The 19,075-nt window shown below is 64.7% G+C and carries 17 protein-coding genes; 13 read left to right on the top strand and 4 right to left on the bottom strand.

The genetic code is table 11. From position 1 onward, the window contains the following. Positions 1-13: 13 nt before the first annotated feature. Entirely contained in the window at positions 14-949 is a 936-nt protein-coding gene (locus tag CXY83_RS02010) for a DNA-processing protein DprA (protein ID WP_104195743.1), read from the bottom strand. A gap of 677 nt (positions 950-1,626) precedes the next feature. Here CXY83_RS02010 and CXY83_RS02005 point away from each other — a divergent pair. The 10 genes from CXY83_RS02005 to CXY83_RS01945 all read left to right on the top strand — a co-directional run bounded on the left by CXY83_RS02005 (position 1,627) and on the right by CXY83_RS01945 (position 11,584). Next, entirely contained in the window at positions 1,627-2,754 is a 1,128-nt protein-coding gene (locus tag CXY83_RS02005; protein WP_146069820.1) for a hypothetical protein, read from the top strand. 19 nt (positions 2,755-2,773) lie between these two features. Further along, on the top strand, positions 2,774-3,103 hold the full coding sequence (locus CXY83_RS02000) for a pilin (protein WP_233200523.1): 330 nt from the start codon (positions 2,774-2,776) through the stop codon (positions 3,101-3,103). 8 nt (positions 3,104-3,111) lie between these two features. After that, entirely contained in the window at positions 3,112-3,807 is a 696-nt protein-coding gene (locus tag CXY83_RS01995) for a hypothetical protein (protein ID WP_104195741.1), read from the top strand. Next, positions 3,807-5,264 (top strand): hypothetical protein, encoded by a 1,458-nt coding sequence (locus CXY83_RS17565; RefSeq protein ID WP_158251805.1) that lies wholly within the window; start codon positions 3,807-3,809, stop codon positions 5,262-5,264. Before CXY83_RS01995 ends, CXY83_RS17565 begins: the two co-directional genes overlap by 1 nt. Beyond that, positions 5,264-6,931: a hypothetical protein gene (locus CXY83_RS01970; protein ID WP_233200522.1), complete on the top strand. Its 1,668-nt coding sequence runs from the start codon at positions 5,264-5,266 to the stop codon at positions 6,929-6,931. Before CXY83_RS17565 ends, CXY83_RS01970 begins: the two co-directional genes overlap by 1 nt. 44 nt (positions 6,932-6,975) lie before the next feature. Continuing rightward, positions 6,976-8,394 (top strand): ATP/GTP-binding protein, encoded by a 1,419-nt coding sequence (locus CXY83_RS01965; RefSeq protein ID WP_233200521.1) that lies wholly within the window; start codon positions 6,976-6,978, stop codon positions 8,392-8,394. Between the two features lie 4 nt (positions 8,395-8,398). Beyond that, entirely contained in the window at positions 8,399-9,466 is a 1,068-nt protein-coding gene (locus CXY83_RS01960) for a hypothetical protein (RefSeq protein WP_233200520.1), read from the top strand. Positions 9,467-9,722: 256 nt separating this feature from the next. Continuing rightward, positions 9,723-9,965 carry a glutaredoxin family protein gene (locus CXY83_RS01955; RefSeq protein ID WP_104195734.1) on the top strand — a complete coding sequence of 81 codons (243 nt, stop codon included), beginning with the start codon at positions 9,723-9,725 and terminating at the stop codon, positions 9,963-9,965. A 428-nt stretch (positions 9,966-10,393) separates the two neighbouring features. Next, entirely contained in the window at positions 10,394-11,050 is a 657-nt protein-coding gene (locus CXY83_RS01950; protein ID WP_104195733.1) for a hypothetical protein, read from the top strand. A 162-nt stretch (positions 11,051-11,212) separates the two neighbouring features. Then, positions 11,213-11,584, top strand: a complete 372-nt coding sequence (locus tag CXY83_RS01945; protein ID WP_104195732.1) for a hypothetical protein — start codon at positions 11,213-11,215, stop codon at positions 11,582-11,584. 154 nt (positions 11,585-11,738) lie between these two features. Here the strand turns inward: CXY83_RS01945 and CXY83_RS01940 are convergent, their stop codons facing one another. The 3 genes from CXY83_RS01940 to CXY83_RS01930 form a co-directional block, all read right to left on the bottom strand. Further along, the gene (locus tag CXY83_RS01940; RefSeq protein WP_104195731.1) at positions 11,739-12,266 is read right to left on the bottom strand and encodes a hypothetical protein; all 528 of its coding nucleotides are present in this window, start codon (positions 12,264-12,266) and stop codon (positions 11,739-11,741) included. Between the two features lie 94 nt (positions 12,267-12,360). Continuing rightward, positions 12,361-13,437 carry a TM2 domain-containing protein gene (locus CXY83_RS01935; protein WP_233200519.1) on the bottom strand — a complete coding sequence of 359 codons (1,077 nt, stop codon included), beginning with the start codon at positions 13,435-13,437 and terminating at the stop codon, positions 12,361-12,363. A 50-nt stretch (positions 13,438-13,487) separates the two neighbouring features. Further along, positions 13,488-13,982 (bottom strand): hypothetical protein, encoded by a 495-nt coding sequence (locus CXY83_RS01930; RefSeq protein ID WP_104195729.1) that lies wholly within the window; start codon positions 13,980-13,982, stop codon positions 13,488-13,490. 235 nt (positions 13,983-14,217) lie between these two features. Here CXY83_RS01930 and CXY83_RS01925 point away from each other — a divergent pair, with 235 nt between their 5' ends. From CXY83_RS01925 to CXY83_RS01915, 3 genes are all read left to right on the top strand, one after another. Beyond that, positions 14,218-16,239, top strand: a complete 2,022-nt coding sequence (locus CXY83_RS01925; protein WP_104195728.1) for a hypothetical protein — start codon at positions 14,218-14,220, stop codon at positions 16,237-16,239. A 38-nt stretch (positions 16,240-16,277) separates the two neighbouring features. Then, on the top strand, positions 16,278-17,855 hold the full coding sequence (locus CXY83_RS01920; RefSeq protein ID WP_104195757.1) for a class I SAM-dependent DNA methyltransferase: 1,578 nt from the start codon (positions 16,278-16,280) through the stop codon (positions 17,853-17,855). A 104-nt stretch (positions 17,856-17,959) separates the two neighbouring features. Continuing rightward, positions 17,960-19,045, top strand: a complete 1,086-nt coding sequence (locus tag CXY83_RS01915; protein ID WP_158251804.1) for a restriction endonuclease subunit S — start codon at positions 17,960-17,962, stop codon at positions 19,043-19,045. Positions 19,046-19,075 lie beyond the last annotated feature (30 nt).

Below are 19,075 nucleotides of genomic sequence, written 5' to 3'. Positions count from 1 at the left end.
GCTCCCGCCAGAGTCAGAGTCGGTCGGCGTCGTCAATGCTGGCGACAAGTTGGGCGCCGAACTGACGGATGAGCCGCTCGCATCCCGCATTAGCCACGGTCGCAGCCAACCCGCGCACGGCGCCGCACGGTCGGCCCAGTTCCATGGCGGTCACCGCAGTGTTCAGGTCCCCGGACTCGTACTCCGCTTCGACAATGACGGTCTTGGTTGCGAGCGCCGCGAGGAGTCGGTTGCCACGTCGGAACCGCCACGCCGAGGGCGAGCAGCCCGGTGGGATCTCACTCACGACGACACCGCACGTCGCGACTGCGTCGACCAGCTCCGCGATTTCCGCAGGGAAGGTGTCGTCCAGGCCCGTGGGAAGAACAACCACGTTGCGGCCCGCGAATGCCCGACCGGTGGCGAGGACGGCGGTGTCGATGCCGCGAGCGGCGCCGGAGGCAATTGCCCAGCCGCGCTCGATTAGACCGGAGGCCAGGTCCACACATACGTGCTTGCCGTACGGGGTCGCGAACTGCGTGCCCGTCAGCGACACGCTCGGCGCGCTCAGAAGGGAAGCGTCCCCGCGTACCCAGAGCGCAAACGGACTTGTCTCTCCGAGATCGGCAACGGAGGCCGGCCAGTTCGGGTGTGATGGCGTGAGCAGCTCGTACCCGCCTGCGACGGTGAGGCGGATCGTGTCGACGACCCGGTTGACCGAATAACGAGGCAGACTGGTCGATCGCAGCTGCGCGAGGGTCCCGTCTTGGCTGGCCGCAGTATCGCCGTTGAGGCTGAGTAGAGCGGTCAGGGCTGGTTCGGCCCCATACCGGGCGATGAGTGCGCCGACGTGGGGGTCGCCGGGTTCGGCGATGGTGGCCCAAGCGGTGCGTGCGATGGTGTCGGGGCTGATGGGACTGCTCACGGTGGTGTCGGTGCTGATGGTGTCGATAACCGCAGCGATGGTCATGATGGTGGCTCCCTCTCCTGGACCGAATATTTTGTTTGCCTTCCGGCGAGAGAAATCGATAGCGAGCGGGAGAGCTGTAGTGCCCAGAATCTCAGGCGAAATAAGGGAGCCTGCGACCGCGTCTGAGAATCTGGGAACGTAGGCGCGAAGCGAGCTACGATGACCGGCCGGAAAGGTCAAACAAGCCCTTGAAAACAGGCCGCGGATGCGGCTCAAAATTTGAGGTTCGCAGCGGCGCCAGCCGCTTCCGCACAGGTCTTTTCCCCTGCAAACTGACGAGCACTTGCCAAGGGCGTGGGAGACTGCTCGGTCCCGGGGCCGCTGTTGCAGCCGGGACTTTTTGAGGGCATTTCGTGTCTTCTTGGCGGTGTGTCGCATGCAATGTCAGAGGTGAGCATTACTCTCGACGTAGACGGCAACGACGCCGCACAGAAAGGGAAAAGTGACGGTGCACACCCGGTCCGCTCGAACGGATACGACAGCATGGCTGGCAGAAATATGCCCGGCTATTGCCCTAATCCGCCAATGCCCGACCAGCCCCGTGACTGATTCCAATCGCTGTGTCGTTGTGGTGATTGACGAGCACCGTATGGAGTCCTAGAGAGGGAGATTTTCTTGTGTCCAGTCAGAATCAGGAAACAACGACACAGACCACGAACCACCACACGGACCCACCCGTGCGCACCGCATTTCGCGGCGCCTCACGTGCGCAGGGCTACATCGAAGCGGATGCTCCCACCAACGAACGCCCTGCCGCCACGGACCCAGAGCTCCGGGCCGTCGACGAGACTGGTGCACCGTCCACCGCGACGCCGAAGATGCTGGCAGGAAGCCAGCCGGAGCCGGCTCTGGCCGATCTGTTTGGCTGTTCCGATCACGACCTCGGACTGCTCTCCACAGCCCCGCAAGCGCAGGGTGCGCAGCGCGGCCTGCGCGGCGTGCTGTCGCGCCTTGGGTTCTCGATGACGCCGGGGCCGGCGGAGCTGGCCGAGCGCGAACAGACCGAAGCGTTGCGGCGGGATGAGGAAACGATTCGGCAGGCGACGTGGACGCGTGCGGTGAGCGTGTTGGTCGCCAACCAGAAGGGCGGCGTCGGGAAGACGCCGTCGGCGATCATCGTCGGCGGAGTCCTCGCCGCCGCCCGTGGCGGATCGGTGTGCATCCTCGAGGTGTCCGACGATCCCGGCGCGCTGTCGTTCCGGGCGGAGGGGAACCCGGCCCGCGGCGTGGGCGAACTCGTCCGCGACGTCGACACCATCACCAGCGCCGGGCAACTCGCCGGCTACACAGCCCCGCAAACCTCGTTCGCGTCCGTGATCGGTACCGTCCGGCGCCGGCCGCGCCTGACCCACCAGGATGTGGTGGCCGTCGCGGCGGTCGTCGATCAGTACTACGGCATCCGCGTCATGGACAGCGGCAACCAGCCCTCCTCCTCAGCGTTCCAGGGCGCCGTCGATACGGCCGATGCGTTGGTGATTCCGGTGTTCAACGCCGGGGACGCGGTGTTGGAAGCGGTCGCGCTGCTGGACGTACTCCGGTCGGCCGGCGGCAAGGCAGCGAGCCTGGCCGACCACGCCACGATCCTGCGGCTGACCGACGGCCGGCCGGAAAACAGGCAGGTCGTCGACCGCGTCGACCAGATCATCGCCGACGCTGGCGTCGAGCAGGTGTTCACCATCCCGTATGACCCGCACATCGCCGAGCGCGGGCAGATCACCCTCGATCACCTCGACCCACGGACGCGGCGGGCGTTCGCCGCAGCGGCCGCGGGCGTCGTGCGTACCCTGCAAGCCACCGTTCGATAGCCGCGAAAGGCGAACTGTCATGCTCACAGAATCCCTGCAGACCCTCGTGGGCACCGTGGTGCGCACGATCGACAATCCGCTCGACGGCATCCTGCCGGACTTCACCATCTTTGGGGCGGAATTCACCCTGCTCTGGCAGAAGCTCCTCGCCGGGGTGTGGGGGATCGGCATCATCCTGGCGATCGTGTTCCTAATCATCGGGATCATCAAAATGGCGAGCGCCTCCAGCGGTGGCAACCCCAACGAATACAAAACCGCCCGCAACCAAGCCATGTGGGCTGGTATCTCCCTCGGGGTGCTCGCCGCCCTCGCCGTGATCGTCGGCGCCATCCTCGCCGTCTTCGGATAGGAGTACTCGTGCACGCGACTGCACCACCCTCCCGCCGCTCGTGGCCCTGGATCGTCGGCGCCGCCATCCTCATCGGCGCACTTATCATCGCTGGCGCCGTCTACTTCGGTAGCCAAGCCGACACCGACACACCTACCGCCGAGCCGACAATACCGATAGAGAGCAGCACGCCGTCGCCGAGCACCGCACCGGTCGAAACGGAGCCGACCGGATGCCTGGGCGGCGACGCGCGAGACGCGGCCATGGTTTTGACAGCGCAACAGGAAGCGCCGCACACGAGCAGCGGTGCCGTTGATTTTGCAGCGTCCTTCGTACGGTGGATTCAGCGTTTCCCCTATCCGGCAGCCGACGATGCGGCTGCTGTTGGGGATAGTGCGATGGCACGCGAATCGTTTACCGACGACTTGGTGAGCTATCTCGCCGCCGGACCTGACTTATCGGGCGGCATCGTCGCGCCGGGGGACGAGTACTACATGAGCACCATCCCCGGTGTTTGGGTCATTGAAGCGGCGAACAACGACCGCGTTGAAGTCACCATTGGTAGTGCTTTCGTAGTCAACGGAGCGCTGAGCCCCACCCTGAAATCCTCCATCACGGTCGTAGCCGTCTGGGAAGACGGGCAGTGGAAGATCGCCGATGCGAACGGGACCCGCACGACCGAAGCCCTGTATTCGGTGGGCCGGCCATTTACGGAGGGATGCTGATGCTCTCGAGCACATTCAAGCTCGCGACCGACGGTGGCGGCTGGGACCCGATTGGCGGTATCGGGGACATCATTAATGGTGCGACTGGTGTGGTGTCGTACTGGTCGGACCCGTGGGGAAATACCTTCAAGATGCTCCGCGACACGGCGGAGGGGATGAGTCGGGACATCATGCCGGCGTTGACCAGTGCGACGCTTCCGGATCTGACGGCGGACTGGTTCATCAGCGCCTACAAGATTAGCTTTGCTACGGCGATCTTCGTCGCCGTGCTGCTGCTGATCCCGCAAGCTGTGCGAACGGCGCGCGGCGCCCAGGCCGGCCGCGACCTGGTCGAGTCCGTCGGACTGTACTTTGGAACATTTCTAGTTGGGGCCATGTTCGGCCCAATGTTCGGGATCATGCTGATCAACTTCTTCCACTCCCTCACGGACGTCTTCGTCGCCGCCGGCCTGACCGGCACAGCGACTACCGTCACTGGGCAGTTCAGCTCCATGATTGAGCAGGCCGACCCAGTCGGCATCACTGGTGGAATCGTCATGGGTGTCATCCTGATGATCTGCATGATCCTTGCACTCTTCCTGGTGTTGCTCATGTTGCTTGTTCAGCTGGTGACGCTCTACTTCACCGGCGTGTTGCTGCCGCTTGGACTGGTGTGGATCATCGATAAGAACAAGCGCTCCTTCGGCTTGAAGATCGCCGCGTTGTGGATTGGGATTCTCGCAGCCCACCCGCTGCTGTTCCTGCTGCTGGGTTTGGCCTTTTCGATGACGGCGAACCAGATCAGCGCGTTCGGCAACAACTTCGGCCTGCAATCGATGGTGTCCCTCATGGTCGCGATCATCGGTCTGCTGATGGCCGCGCTGTCGCCATTACTGCTGATGAAGTTCGCCCCGATCATTCCGATGGCATTCGGCGGCACCACCGGTCCATCCGTGGACGTCGGGAAACACATTGGGGCGCAGAACATGACCGAAGCCACCGAACGCTACGGCCAACCCTCCAGCCAGGATCGGACCTTCTCGACGACGACGAAAGAATCCACGGATTCCACGACCGAGCGCGTCTCAGAGTCCTCGACAGCTCCGGGGAGCCTGTCGGAGGTAATCGGCAACCGCGCCGCTGCGGCCGCAGCCGGCACCACTGCGGTCGGCGAGGGGGCGACGATCGGCGCCGGCCGGGCAGCGACCGCCACTGCGGGAGCTGCGGGTGCAAGTGCGGCCGCCGGCGCAGGCGCGGCCGCAGCTGAGACCGGGCTCGCCGCGGCAGGCGCGGCGGAGTCGGCAACCGGCGCGGGCGCGGTCGTCGGCGTCCCAACGTTGATCGCGGCGGCGGGGATTGCCGCCGCGCACAAGGGCGTCGACGCAATCGGGAAGGGTATGGACATGGTCCAGACTGCGGGGGAACAGGCGACAGAGTCGATGGATGACACCCCAACTTTGGGAGGAGATCACACATGATGACGGACCTGCGCAATCGTACGGTTATTCGCTATTTGGGCGGGGAGAGCGGGCACCGCTCCTTCTTCGGCGGCACGCACTCCCGCGCCCGGATTATCTTCCTGGCCTGCTCGGTCGTGTTCGGGATGGTGTTTACCCCGCTGATCGGCTGGCCCGCTCTCGCAGCGGCAGCAGTCAGTTGCGGGGTGACGTTCCTCGTCACGGCGAAAACACACCGCGGATCGATCGTCGATCGGCGGCGTAAACGAGCCCGGTGGAAGAAACGCACCCGGGCCGGAACGACCCGGTTCGTGCCTTACGAGGTCGGCGCGTGGGACCAGCTCCAGCAAGCCCTCACCGACGCACACGCCACCAAGGGCACGGTAGCTCGGGAGACTGCCGCGGAGGCGGGCCGGGCGGTGGTGGCGATGCGGGCGAACCCGGATGGGTCGGACGGGCTCGGTTGGCTGCAATACGGCAGGGGCGAGCCCGGCATTGCCTGGCATGCCCCTGTCGGTGAGCAAAGTTACCTGTCGGTGACGTTCACTGTCAGCGGTCAGCTGCGTGGGATCGAATCGGTCAGCGTCATGGCGCGCGCCGCCCATGGATGGGGTGCGTTCCTCGCCGCCCGAGCTGTCCCCTCCGTCCTCGTCCAAGACGTGCAGATCACCACGCGGGTGTTGCCGGCCGATACCGCGTTGCAGGAATTCTGGGTGCTCAACAACCTCGATCCGGCGGCGCCGGTCGACGCGGTCGCCTCCTACGAGGAGGTACTGCGCCTGACCGGGAACGACGCGATGGTGCAACGCCATTTCGTCACTGTCAACTGGCCGCTCACACCGTCTTTTTTTGACGCTGCTGTCAAGTATGGCGACGGCCGAGACGGATGGCGGGCGTTGATGCGGCAAGAGATCGCCTCCACCAAACGTGGTTTGACGGAGTCGAAGATCGGCCGGGTGGAGGTGCTGACGGCGCGGCAGGTGGCTGCGGTGGTGCGGCATCAGCAAAACCCGTCGCGTCCGATCGACTTCGTCGCCGACGTGCACCCGAACAGGGTCGGCGAACCCGCCGAAGAAGAGTTCTCCGCGCACATCGTCGACAGCATCGACCCGCTCACCGGGCTGCCGGTGCGGTGGTGGCATCGCACCGCCGCGATCCGCGCCGAAGCGCTCGCGACCGCGGCCCGCACGCAGCTGTGGGTGTTGGATCTGCTGATCGGGAAGGACATCCAGTTCATCCGCTCGGTGAGCTTTCACATTCATCTGGTGCCGGCGTCGGAGGCGAAAGTCGCCGCCCGGCAAGACCTGGTCCGCGACACCGCCGAAGCCCTCTCCCGCAGGGAGGCCGGGCAGCTCGACACGGACGATACCGACGTGCACATGACGGCCGCCCGCCGCCGCCGGCAAGACCTTGTCTCCGGGTCGCAGCACCACGGTGCTCTCTGGATCGGCTTCGTGACCATCTCCGTCCGCTCCCGGGAAGAGCTGGCGCGAGCTTCGCGGCAGCTCGAGGAGACCTGCGCCACCGGCCTCGGCATTGAAAGCCTGGACTGGCTCGATTCGTATCAGGCCGCGGCCTCGGGCGCGACGTGGCCGATCGGCCGAGGCCTGGTCGCGTCCGCGCAGTCGTTCTCCGCCCGCGTCTACAGCCGCTTGGCCGGCAAATCCGACAAGGAAGCCCTCACATGACCACACCCGACCAGAGCGCACGTTCGAGACTGTGGTCACTGCCGGTGCTGCGCCGCTTCGCGCCGCCCATCGAAGTGCCCGCCGACGAGACCGTCGACACAGGCGGAGCTCGGGCTGGTTCAGTCGAGATTGTGCCGTGGGCGCTGCCCGGCACACCGCTGCGCACCCAGACGACCGCTGCTCGCCGCGGCTTCTACGCGCCGGCACTGGCCGGAGCACCCACAACGACGCGGCAGGCGGAAATCCTCAACACCGCTCTGATCGGCCCGCCGACCGGTACCCGCGGTGTCGTCAATGGGCGGGACGTGTTGTCGCGGACGACGATCTCCTACGACCCCGTCACCGCCTACAACTCGGAGCCGCGGGAGGTGTCGAGTCCGAACGTGATCGTGATGGGCGACGTCGGCGCCGGCAAAAGCTCCCACACCAAATGCAACTACGTCGTCCGCCCCCTGCTGCTCCAAGGCCGGCGCGGGGTGGTGTTTGACAAGAAGGATCAGAACGGGGAGGGCGAGTACTCCAACGTGGTGCGGCATTACGGGTTCGAACCGATTCGGTTCACCACCGACGGCACCGGCACCACGCTGAACCTGCTCGATCCGATGATCGCCCGCGGCACCGGCGTCAAAGGTCAGACGCGGTTGCTGAACATCGTCACCCGCATTGCCCGCGGCGATCAGCCCCTCAGCGAATGGGAAGAAGAGGCCGTCCGGGCGGCGCTGCGCCGCACGGTCGGCCAGGCCCACGGGCGGGCGCCGGTGCTTGCCGACGTGCTGCCGAACCTCGGCCTCGTCGTCGACGATGACGACTACCGGACGCTGTCGGTCACCGCCCGCGACGACCTGCACAAGGCCGGCTTGTCGGTGAAGTGGACGTTGAACGGGCTGCTCGACGAATACGCCGGCCTCCTCGACGGCGAAACGTCCGCAGCGGTGGACCTGAGTGGCAAGCTGACGTCGTTTGATATTTCCCAGCTGCCCGATGACGGCCCGGCGGTGCCGGTGGTGATGGCGATTGGGAACATGTGGATGCTGGGCCGGCTGCGCAGCGAACGAGACTCCGCCACCACCGTCGTCTATGAGGAGGGCTGGCACATGATCGGCGGGCCGTCGGCGCAGCTGATCAAAGCCAACCAAAAACTCTCCCGCGGCCTCGGCATTTCCAACGTGTTCGTCATGCACAAAGGCACCGACATTCCCAAGGACTCACCCGGCATGGCCATCATCCAGGAAGCACAAACCGTGGTCGTCTACCGGCAGTCCCGCCCCGAAGATGCCCTCTGGTGCCAGCAGACATTCGGATTCGCTCCGGAGACGGCGCGCACCATCGAGACGCTGGCGGATGGGCATTACATCTTCAAGTTCGGGTCGCACCCGGAAGCGCACGTGGAGCACATTCGCTCCGAGTGGGAGCGGCAGCTGACCAATACCGACGAGGGCCTGTCCGTCGGCACCATCTTCTAACATCATGGGCCTGGTCAAACTCCTCGCCGCCAGCCTCACCGGCCTGCTCCTGACCGTCGGCGGCACCGTCTCCCTCTCCTCCGGCACCGGCGCTAACACCTGCGGCGTGGCCACAGTCAGCCGCGCGGACGCCGCCCAGCACCCGGTGATCGCCGGGTATAGCGGCGACCAGCTCGCCAACGCCGCCGATATCATCAACTCCGGCGCCCAACTCGGCCTCACGGCCCAGGCTCAATCGCTCGGCGTGATGACGGCGATGGGGGAGTCCAGCCTGGTCAACCTTGACCACGGCGATACCGCCGGGCCGGACAGCCGCGGCCTATTCCAACAACGCACCACCTGGGGATCCCTCGCGGAGCGGATGGACCCCGCCACCGCGGCTCGGCTATTCTTCCAACGCCTAGTGGCGCTCACGGGGTGGGAGACGATGGCACCGTCGGCGGCAGCATCCGCTGTGCAGATCAACGCCGACCCGGAACACTACGCACCGTTCTTCGCACCGGCGACCGACGTCGTCACCGCATTGACCGCCAGTGCCCCCGGCGCCTGTGGTGTTGGTGGCGGGGATGCGGTCGCTCTGGCGCAGCAGCTCGTCACCGCTGCCGACAACGGGCAGCTGCGCGGCCTGGTCCCGGACCATCTGAAGGAGATCCGGTGGATCGCCAGCGGGCAGAGCGTGCCGGACTGCGGGATCGACACCCGTATCCTGCAGGTGATGGTCCTGGCCGTCAACCAGTTTCACCAGGTCGGTGTCAGCGACATCAACCGCAAATGCACCGGGCAACTCCTCGGCGCCGGCACCGCGTCCTCGCACTGGATCAACGGCGGCGGAGGCGCCGTTGACTTCTACGCCCTGGGCGGCCGCAGCCTCACCGGCGCCGACGGACAATCCCTCCGACTGATCGGACTCCTCGACCCGGTCATGCCCGCCGGGGCACGGATTGGGCAGGCAGACTGCCGGCGGGAGGCCGGCATCAACTTGGCGCTGGTGCACTTCACCCCGTTCGACGACACCTGCAATCACCTGCACCTCGACGTCGCGTTCACCGCTGATCCGCTGACCGTTGGCTAACCGCGCGGCCCCACCCAAGTCAGGGGTGGTGGCTGTTCGTTCGAGGAGCGTGCTGGCCCGGGCGGGCGCTGACCAACGTGCACACAATGTGCCGACCGGTGGGACAACTGGGCTCGGCGTTCCCTCCGGTCGCTTATTTCCTCACCCACTGGCCCCACCAATCGGTCCCGCACTCATGGTCGCTTCCTCCCAGGCACAGCGAACCTCCGCTACCGAACAGCGCCACCCCGACAGTGTGAGTGAAAGGAGCCCCGCGATGAACGAAACAGTCGGCGTCATCGTCTATACGAAACCGAACTGCCAGCCGTGCCGGATGACCAAACTCGCCCTCGACAAGGAGGGTGTCAGCTACACCGTCGTCGACCTCACTGAAATACCCGCCGCCCTCGCCTACGTGCAGGACGAACTCGGCTACAGCAGCGCTCCCATCGTCGTCATCGACGACCACAACCACTGGGCCGGCTTCCGACCCGACCTCATCGCCAAAATCGGCCACTAAACACCGGGCCCAGGACGAGGTCCGCGGGAGCAAAGCAGCGCCTCCGGTAATGAAACGAACCGGAGCGCGCCGAGGGAGAGCGACCAGCGTGGTAACCACCGCTCGGCGAGGGACCTCGTAAACCTCGGCGTGCTCGACCCCGTGAATCGGCGGTCGCACCTCGGAGACGCCGCCTACCAACAGACGCAACCCCGCGGGGAACCGGTGGGAGACCCTGTGGGTCCTCGGACCGCTGCGCGGACGTCCTGTATCTTTTTTTCGTCTGTCTGGCCGGTCATCGTAGTTCGCTTCCGTGCCTGCGTGCCCACCTGGTCGGGCGCGGTCGCAGGCTCCCTTATTTCCCCCGACCAGCCGTGCACTTCGGCACTCCCGCTCTCTATCGATTCTCTTGCCAGACAGGCAAAAAAATCAGTTGAGCGGAGAGTCTCATGCCCCAGTTCCTCGTCGTCACCCGTCCCGAACGCACCAGCGACGACATAGCAGCCGACCGTAAAGCAGCCAACGCATTCTTTGCCCGATACGCGGCCCCCGGCACCCCCAGAAAGCGTTACCGGGACGCCCTCATCCGGTTCTACAGATATGACTGGAACCTCATGTGCTGCGTCATGGAAGCCAGCGAGTGGTCCCGAATACACGCAGACGATACCGCCGCGCACCGCGCCGCACGACGGGCTGAACGCGCCGCCCACGCAGCCGTGAACGACTTTTCCGCTCGCGACGATTCCCAGCTCCGCCCTTATGTGCACGCCGCGACCATGAAGCGCATGCAGCCCACCGGTGTGATGCCCCGCCCGGTGGGTGAACGTCTCACGGCGCGAGGCCAAGCCGACCGCTTCTGGGCCCTATGCCAGAACCCTACCGCGACATTTCGTGCCGCCGTCCGCAACGACGAGCAGCCCTTCAGTCAGTGGCTGCTCCTGCACCCCGGCTATGGGCCCCTGCAGGACGCGCCCGAAGGATACTCCGGGACGCTTCGACTGCCCAAGTCGCAACGATTCGTACCCGGCTCGGTCCGACCCGCAGGAATCAGCTACGACCGTGCACTGGAAGTTGCCCTCGCCGCCCTCGACAACACCAGCCAATAACACCGGGTGAGACCGCCACCAGGCGGCGGCCTCACCCGGTGAGGGGGAACGTCCCCCTCACACTCCCCCACACCGCGACGTTATCCACAGATGTCTTGGTCGCCGGCGGCCGCCGGTTTCCGCGCATTAGCGTCAAGGCCTACCCGTCGCGAAAGGACCGTCATGCGTTTTCTCAAACTTGCCGCCACCACTTACGGACACGACCGCTCCCGGCCGATCATCGGTGCCGACGACGTCTGGATCAACCTCGACCAGGTCGTCTCGATCGAGGAACAGCTCGATAGCAACACCTTCGCGGACGCTGTGCGAGAAGGAATCGCGGCAGAAGAGCACTATCCCTGCGTGGAGTTGACTACCTCAAACGGGAGCACACACCTCCTCACGCTCGGCGTGTACCCGGACCAGGCTGGCGGCTTCGCCGCCCTGACCCGATTCATACCACTGCTCCTCGGTGTCCTCAGCGTCAAGGACGATGAAGCCCAGATCGCAGAGATCCTGGTGGACGCACCGTCGGTCAGGGCGTTTCGACCGTAGTCCCCCGGGGACAGCCGCCCTAGCCTGACTTCGTGAACGGAGCGCAGCGGGATGTCTTGATGAGGCCGTCCGAGGCCTTTACAGTTATCACGGCCGGACCCGAGCTGAGGTTGTTGTCGATGATGTCTTCACCGGTGGCATTCAGACGTGCCCATTAGCAGTTAGATCCGCCGTCCGAGGAAGAAGTACCCGGCAGGATATCCGTGCCAACCCGAAATGTTCCGTCGCCAGCAAAAGTGTTGGCGGCGACGGCGTCTTCGGCGCCCTTAATCGCGCCCTCGCGTGTGTCCAAGGCTGATGACCGCGTGGTCAGTGCTGCTTCTGCCGCCGTGAGGTTTTCCTCCCGAAGTTCAGCGGCACCAATCTTCGACTTCAGGTCGCTGATTGTATCGTTCTGTTTGCTCCAGTCGCTTCGGAGCGAATCGTAGTTGTCACTCTTCGTTGCGAACTCCGTCCGAAGGTCATTCGTTGCGCCTACCTGGCTCGAGAGAACGAATCCCAAAGTCGCGATTGCGATTGCAGCGACAGCGCTGGTAGCGACTAGGACGGGGAGAGGGGTGCGCTTGGTACGCAAGTCGGGCATGCGCTTGAAAACGATGAACAAACGGCGGACAAGGGCTGCGCCCTTTGAGCCAGAGCCAGAGCGAGGCGGTGTCAGATTCGGTTCGGTACTGCCGGTCATGGTGCTTCCCCTATGTTGATTCATGCCACTGCGCGGTAGTGGGGGCCGAAGTGCCCTCGCCCGGCCCCACCTACCCCCCCCCTTTTCGGGCATATTATTCGGCGAGCAGTGTCCAGTTGCCGTTTGCGCTGACGACGATGGCGGACGGGCCGGAGCTCAGCGGCACTGTTCCCGAGTAGGCGCCGATCTCGTTCACGAGTAGTCCCATGTTGAAGGTTTCGCCGGTCTCTTCGATGATCGAGAAGTTTCTCGAGCCGTCATGGGTAGCCGTGAGCTTGCCGCCGGAGCCTTCGAAGAGATACACGCCGTCTCCGGTACCGGATGCGACGAGCTCGGGTGCCGCAGAGATGGGCGCGATGGTCAGGCTCCAGTTTCCATCGGCCGTGATCTGCAGGGTCGTGTCTTCACCGAACGAACTGAAGCCGTACTCGGTCGTGCCGCTGTAGGCGCCGATCGTGTTCACGAGCAATTGCCCGGTGGATGCGTTGCTCGCGTCGAGCACAGAGGCGGAGAAGTTTCTCGCGCCGTCGTGGGTTGCGGTGACGATTCCGGCAGTGGCGCCGGCTGGCAGCGTGACCAGGTTGTCGCCGGTGCCGGTCTGAGTGATGACCGCGAAGGTGCCGAATGTCTCGTCGGCCCAGGACTGCACGGTGTCGACTGGCGCCTCTTCAACGACCGGCTCTTCAACGATCGGTTCCTCCACGGCCGGTTCAGCCGCTGAATCGGCGACCGGAGCCACGGCCGCAGAGGTATCACTCGGGGCGTTGCTCGCGTTGACTCCGGAGACAATCATCGACAGCACGGTCACCGCGCCGGTGACGATCCAGGCGATCTTCTTGTACTGGTCGTACCCGGCGAGTTGGAGTCCCTGCTTGTCGCGGCCCTTGGCCAGCACGAGGATGATGTCGACCAGCCACCAGATTCCCAAGCCGCCGAAGGTCAGCAGTTTCGCTATGCCGGAGCCGATCTTGCCCAGGTAAAAGCGGTCCACACCAAAGACACCGAGCAGCCAGGCGAAGAGCCAAGTAACCACAAAGGACTTCTGTGAGACCGAGGGGCCGATCATTCGTGCGTCTGTGGCCGGTACCGCTGGCGGAGCTGGCCGCAGGAACTGTTCTTGCTGGGATGTCGGCACTCCGACGGGTGGTGCGTTGCGGTTGGTCGTGGGCATGTTGTGATCCTCTGTTTGTTGTGATGCGTGCATGAAATGGGCTGGCAGGGCTACTGCTGGGAAAGTTCGACCACGATGTCGAGACCGCTATCTGGGTGATAGCCCCAGGAAGCGTCGAATTCGTCCCACATCGCCGTCTGCCGACCGTCGAGTGCGCGCGTGCTGCCGATGCGGGTGTTGACGCTGTCGGGTACCTCGAGTTGATCGAGAACGCAGAGAACATCGATGTAGTCGGCACCGGGAGTATCTTCGCCTTCGCTCTGCATCGAGACGCTTTGCCCCTCGTCACCCAAGGTGATCCACCCGTTGTCGACGACGTCGCACGTTTCAGTGGCGGCGGCGATGGCGGTGGCGGCGGATGCAAAGATGGTGCCTGCCCCGCCGCTCAGCGACGTTGCGATGAGCGTGCCGCCGACACCGACGACGAGGCCGAGGCCCAGGCTGACGAGACCGATAGTCACATCGCGTTTGTTGAATGCGCCCGCTTGGGCCAGGGGCGGCGGTGCGAGTTGTTCGGTCTTGGTGTCCGTGGATTCTGGTTCCATGATGGTGGCTCCTCTAGCTCGATGCAGCGGGAGCGGGCGAGGAGCGGCCATTCCCCCCAATGACAACGGCCGTTCCTCTCCTGCTGGTGCCGACCGACTGCGGCGGGCACAACATCAAGCTATTGCAGCGCTACGGCAGGCGCGCATCGAATACTGATAACAGGGGTTATCAGTAGCTGACTCTATAAAAGAGCGCGATGCCATAACCTGAGCTCACCCACGAAAGGAGCGCAACATGACGACCACCGACACCAGCCTGCTGATGACCATGTCCGATATCGCCAGCCTTGCTCACGTGCAGCGTCCGGTCGTTTCAGTGTGGCGCAGCCGCTCCGCCGACACCGACACTCCGTTTCCCACCCCGGTAAGCCGGCAGCGCGGGATCGACCTCTTCGATGCCGACCAAGTCGGCAGCTGGCTTGACCGCACCGGCCGGGGCAATAACCGCGACGCCCCAGCGGATGCCGCGGCCTACGCCGTTCTCGATGCCCGGCATGAAGACGAGACAGCTTTTCGCGGCGTGACCGCCCTGCTCACCCTGCGCGCGGCGACCGAGCATGCCCTGGGCGGATACAGCACAGCCGAGCTCGTCGATCTGGCCGACGAGCAGGACCCCGACGACGATATGTTGTTTCGCGAGGTCGAGGCCATCGGCGACAACCTGCCCGCCGTGGCCGGGTACGTCGACGCCCTGGTCGAGGCCGCATTCGGCCCGGCACCGGCTTTCGAGCGAATGCTCACCGACCGGTTCAAACGTTCCCTTGGCGATGAGGGCGACCTCACGCTCAGCCGATCAGCTATCGATCTGATGGCCGAGACCGTCACCGCGCTGCGGCTCACTCAGCCCGCCAGCTCTGTGCTCGTCGACCCCACCGGCAGCGCGAGCGACCTGGTCGTGGCCATCCACAGCGCCGAACCGGGCGAGTTGCCGGTAATGACCGCGAACGACTACACCCCCACCGCTCGGCTGCAGCGCCGCCGCCTCATGGTGCACGGGATCGTGCGCACCGGGCTGGAGGTGCACCCCTCCGGTGCCTTCGCCGTCGACGGCGCCGCCGTGCACGTAGCCCAATACCCTTCGGCGGCCCGACCAACCATGACGCCGGCCGAAATGTTGTCCAACATCGAGCAAATCGTTCTGCAAATGACCGACGACCAACTGGCCGTGGTGCTGGCACCAGCGTCCGTCCTGAGCGACCCCGGCCTGAGCCACGAAGCCGAACAACTGCGCTCTTCCTTATTACGCTCCGGCCGGGTGCGCGCCATCGTGCGCCTGCCCGCCGGGCTACTGACCCGCAAACACCAGCAACTGCAGGCGCTCTGGGTGCTCGGCGCCGCCCACACCGAGGTCGCTCTCGCCGATCGCTACGCCATGGTGGCTGACCTCATCGCCACGCCGGTCAATGACGTGGTCATCGGCGATCTCGTGAGCGACCTCGTTGCCTCGCTCGGCACGCAGAGCACCGTGCGGGCCCACGCCTTTCGCTTCGCCCGCCTCGTGCTCACCCGCAGCCTGCTCGCCAGCCGCCGGCACCTCGTCGCGGGAGCACGCACCGACGCGCTGGCATCCGCCCAATCGGCGGCAGCGCTCGCCGTGACCATCGACCAGCTGGCGGATCAGGTCAACGCCGACCTGGCAGTAGAACCCGCGAGCGAGCCAGCCCGCTCGTCAACCATGCACGAGCTGCTCACCGCCGGGCACCTGCACTACATCCCGGGCAACCGCATCGCTGCCGACGATATGATCGCGGGTGCAACGGATGCCGATGGCATCCGTTTGATCGGCCCGGCCGAAGTGGCCGCGACGACCCAGCTCGGCCACCGACGCATTGATCGCCTGCGGTTTGCCGCACAATACCCCGCCGGGCGGGTGACCGAGCCCGGCGACGTGGTGTTTTGCACCTCGCCACGGCCTGCCGCAATGGTCGACACCGAGGGCACCTCGGTCGTGGTCTTTCCGGCCCGCATTTTGCGCATCGAGCAGACCGACCCGAATGGTCTGCTCGATGCGGTACTCGCCGCCGACATCGCGGCGTTGCCCCCCGGCCATCGCCGATGGCGCGCCTGGCCGGTGCGTCAGGTCGCCCTGAATCAACGCGCGGCGCTCGCCGACGCTCTCACCTCGCTACGGTGGGAACAGAAGCTGGCGCGCGAACGGCTGGGGCAGCTCGATCAGCTCACCGATTTGCTCATGGCCGGTGTCACCGCTGGCACTATCACCCTTGCTTCTGACGCACCATCGAAAGGAACCACCTAGTGGCACCGAAGACCAAGATCGCCGCCCTGCCGTCGACCATGAAAGAACTCAAGGACACCCTCTGGAAGGCCGCCGACAAGCTGCGCGGATCCATGGACGCGTCACAGTACAAAGACGTCATCCTCGGCCTGGTGTTCCTCAAATACGTGAGCGACTCCTTCGACGAGCGTCGCGAGCAGATTCGCACCGAACTGGCCGCCGACGGCCTCGACGAGGACCAGATCGTCCAGCTCATCGACGACGTCGACGAATACACCGGGCGCCGCGTGTTCTGGGTGCCGGCCGCCGCCCGCTGGACCTACATCGCCGAAAACGCCAAGGGCATCGCAGGCGCGGCCGGTGAGCCGTTCAAACAGGTGGGCCAGCTCATCGATGAAGCCATGGACCTCATCATGGTCGCCAACCCCACCCTTGCGGCCACGCTGCCGCGCATCTACAACCGTGACGGTGTCGACCAGCGTCGCCTGGGCGAACTGCTCGACCTGTTCAACTCCGCCCGGTTCACCGGCGAGGGGTCGACCAAGGCCCGCGACCTGCTCGGCGAGGTCTACGAATACTTTCTCGAGAAGTTCGCCAAGGCCGAGGGCAAGCGCGGCGGCGAGTTCTACACCCCCGCCGGCGTCGTGCGCGTGCTGGTCGAGATGCTCGAACCCACCCGTGGCCGCGTCTACGACCCGTGCTGCGGCTCGGGCGGCATGTTCGTCCAGGCCGAGAAATTCCTTGAGAACCACCACAAGGAGGGCTCAGAGCTCTCGGTCTTCGGCCAGGAACTGAACGAGCGCACCTGGCGCATGGCCAAGATGAACCTCGCCATTCACGGACTCAACGGCAACCTCGCCAGCCGCTGGGGTGACACCTTCGCCCGCGACCAGCACCCCGACATGCAGGCCGACTACATTCTCGCCAACCCGCCGTTCAACATTAAGGACTGGGCCCGCAACGAGCAGGATCCGCGTTGGCGCTACGGCGTGCCGCCCGCCGGCAACGCCAACTACGCCTGGATTCAGCACATCATCTCCAAGCTCAACCCCGGCGGCAGTGCCGGTGTGGTGATGGCCAACGGGTCGATGTCGTCCAACTCTGGCGGCGAAGGCGAGATTCGCGCCCAACTCGTTGAGGCCGACCTCGTCACCTGCATGGTCGCCCTGCCTACCCAGCTGTTCCGCAGCACCGGCATTCCCGTCTGCACCTGGTTCTTCGCCAAAGACAAGACGTCGGGCGAGAAGGGCTCGATCGACCGCACCGGCCAGGTGCTCTTCATCGACGCCCGCAACCTCGGCACCATGGTCGACCGTGCCGAGCGCGCCCTCAGCGACGATGACATCGCCAAGATCACCGGCACGTATCACGCCTGGCGCGGAGCGCCCTCCGCAGCGGATGCCGGCCTCGCGTACACAAACGAGCCCGGCTTTGCCTACTCCGCGTCGCTCGCCGAGATCAAAGCCGCGGACTACGCGCTGACCCCGGGGCGCTATGTCGGCGCCGCCGAGGCAGAAGAGGATGCCGAGCCGATCGAGGAGAAGATCGCCCGGCTCAGTGCCGAGCTGTTCGCTCAGTTCGATGAGTCCAAACGCCTCGCGGCGGTCGTTCGCGAGCAGCTGGGGCGCGTATCGTGACCGCGCCAGCGCGCGCGACCGTCGGATCGGTCAGCCTCCGAGTGACGAAGGGTACGACTCCCACGCTCTCAACGGGCGGTTACCTGCGTGAAGGAGTTGCATTCGTGAAAGTCGAATCAATAACTTCAGAAGGTCGCATCGAGAATCGAAAGCTCGCTCGCATTAGCGAGCAGACTCACCGCAGCCAAGATAGGTCCATTCTTCAACCTGACGATCTTCTCTTTTCAATTGCTGGAACAATCGGTCGCGTGGCAAGGGTTGATGAAACACTCTTACCGGCCAACACCAATCAAGCTCTGGCGATTATTCGTCCTGATCAAGCGCAAATCGACGTCAGATATCTCCTCTACTGTCTCCGCGACAGGAGTCGAATCGACCACGCACTGTCCTTAGTCGTGCAGTCGGTGCAAGCGAATCTAAGTTTGGCTGAACTCTCATCAATTGAGATACCGCTTCCACCCCTTGATGTGCAGCGGGCAATCGCGGAGGTGCTGGGTGCGCTCGACGACAAGATCTCTGCGAACGTATTGATTAAGAAAGTGACGGATGAGTACCTCGCGGCAGAGCTTGACGTTCTAATTCTGGGCAGAAGCATGGACGTCCCGCTCTCAACACTTGCGAACATCAACGCACTGACTCGCAAACCTGTTTCTGGTGCGAAAATCCACTATGTGGATATAGCCGCAGTCGGCGTCGGAACGCACAGCGTGCCGGAGCCAATCGAATGGAATGATGCTCCGGGGCGCGCGCGTCGGGTACTCCGCCGTGGAGACACCCTTTGGTCAACGGTTCGGCCCAATCGACGTTCTCATTCGCTAAATTTGTCTACCGATCCCAACCTCGTTGGATCAACTGGTCTAGCCGTACTCACGCCAACGAACGTCGGATTCGCATACCTTTACGAGGTCACTAAGCGAGCCGAGTTCACTAGCTACTTGGAGACAGTCGCCGAGGGTAGCGCTTACCCGGCCGTACGGGCTGATCGATTTGGAGAGGCACAGGTGCCGCTAGTGCCTGAGACTCAACGCGATGCCTTTGAGGCCGTGGCGGCTCCAATGCGGGAGCACCTGCACAGCCTGAGTCAGGAAAATTTTCAGCTGGCCGCGACGCGTAATACCCTGCTCCCGCAGCTCCTCTCGGGCAAGTTGCGCGTTAAGGACGCCGAGAAGTCGCTCGCGGGTGTGTTCTGATGCCCACGGCCCTTCGTAGCTAACGTTTTC

Origin of the sequence: Cryobacterium sp. M15 (assembly GCF_002929675.1) — a bacterium.
GTDB classification, from domain to species: domain Bacteria; phylum Actinomycetota; class Actinomycetes; order Actinomycetales; family Microbacteriaceae; genus Cryobacterium; species Cryobacterium lyxosi.
This window is presented reverse-complemented; position numbering and strand designations above follow the sequence as displayed.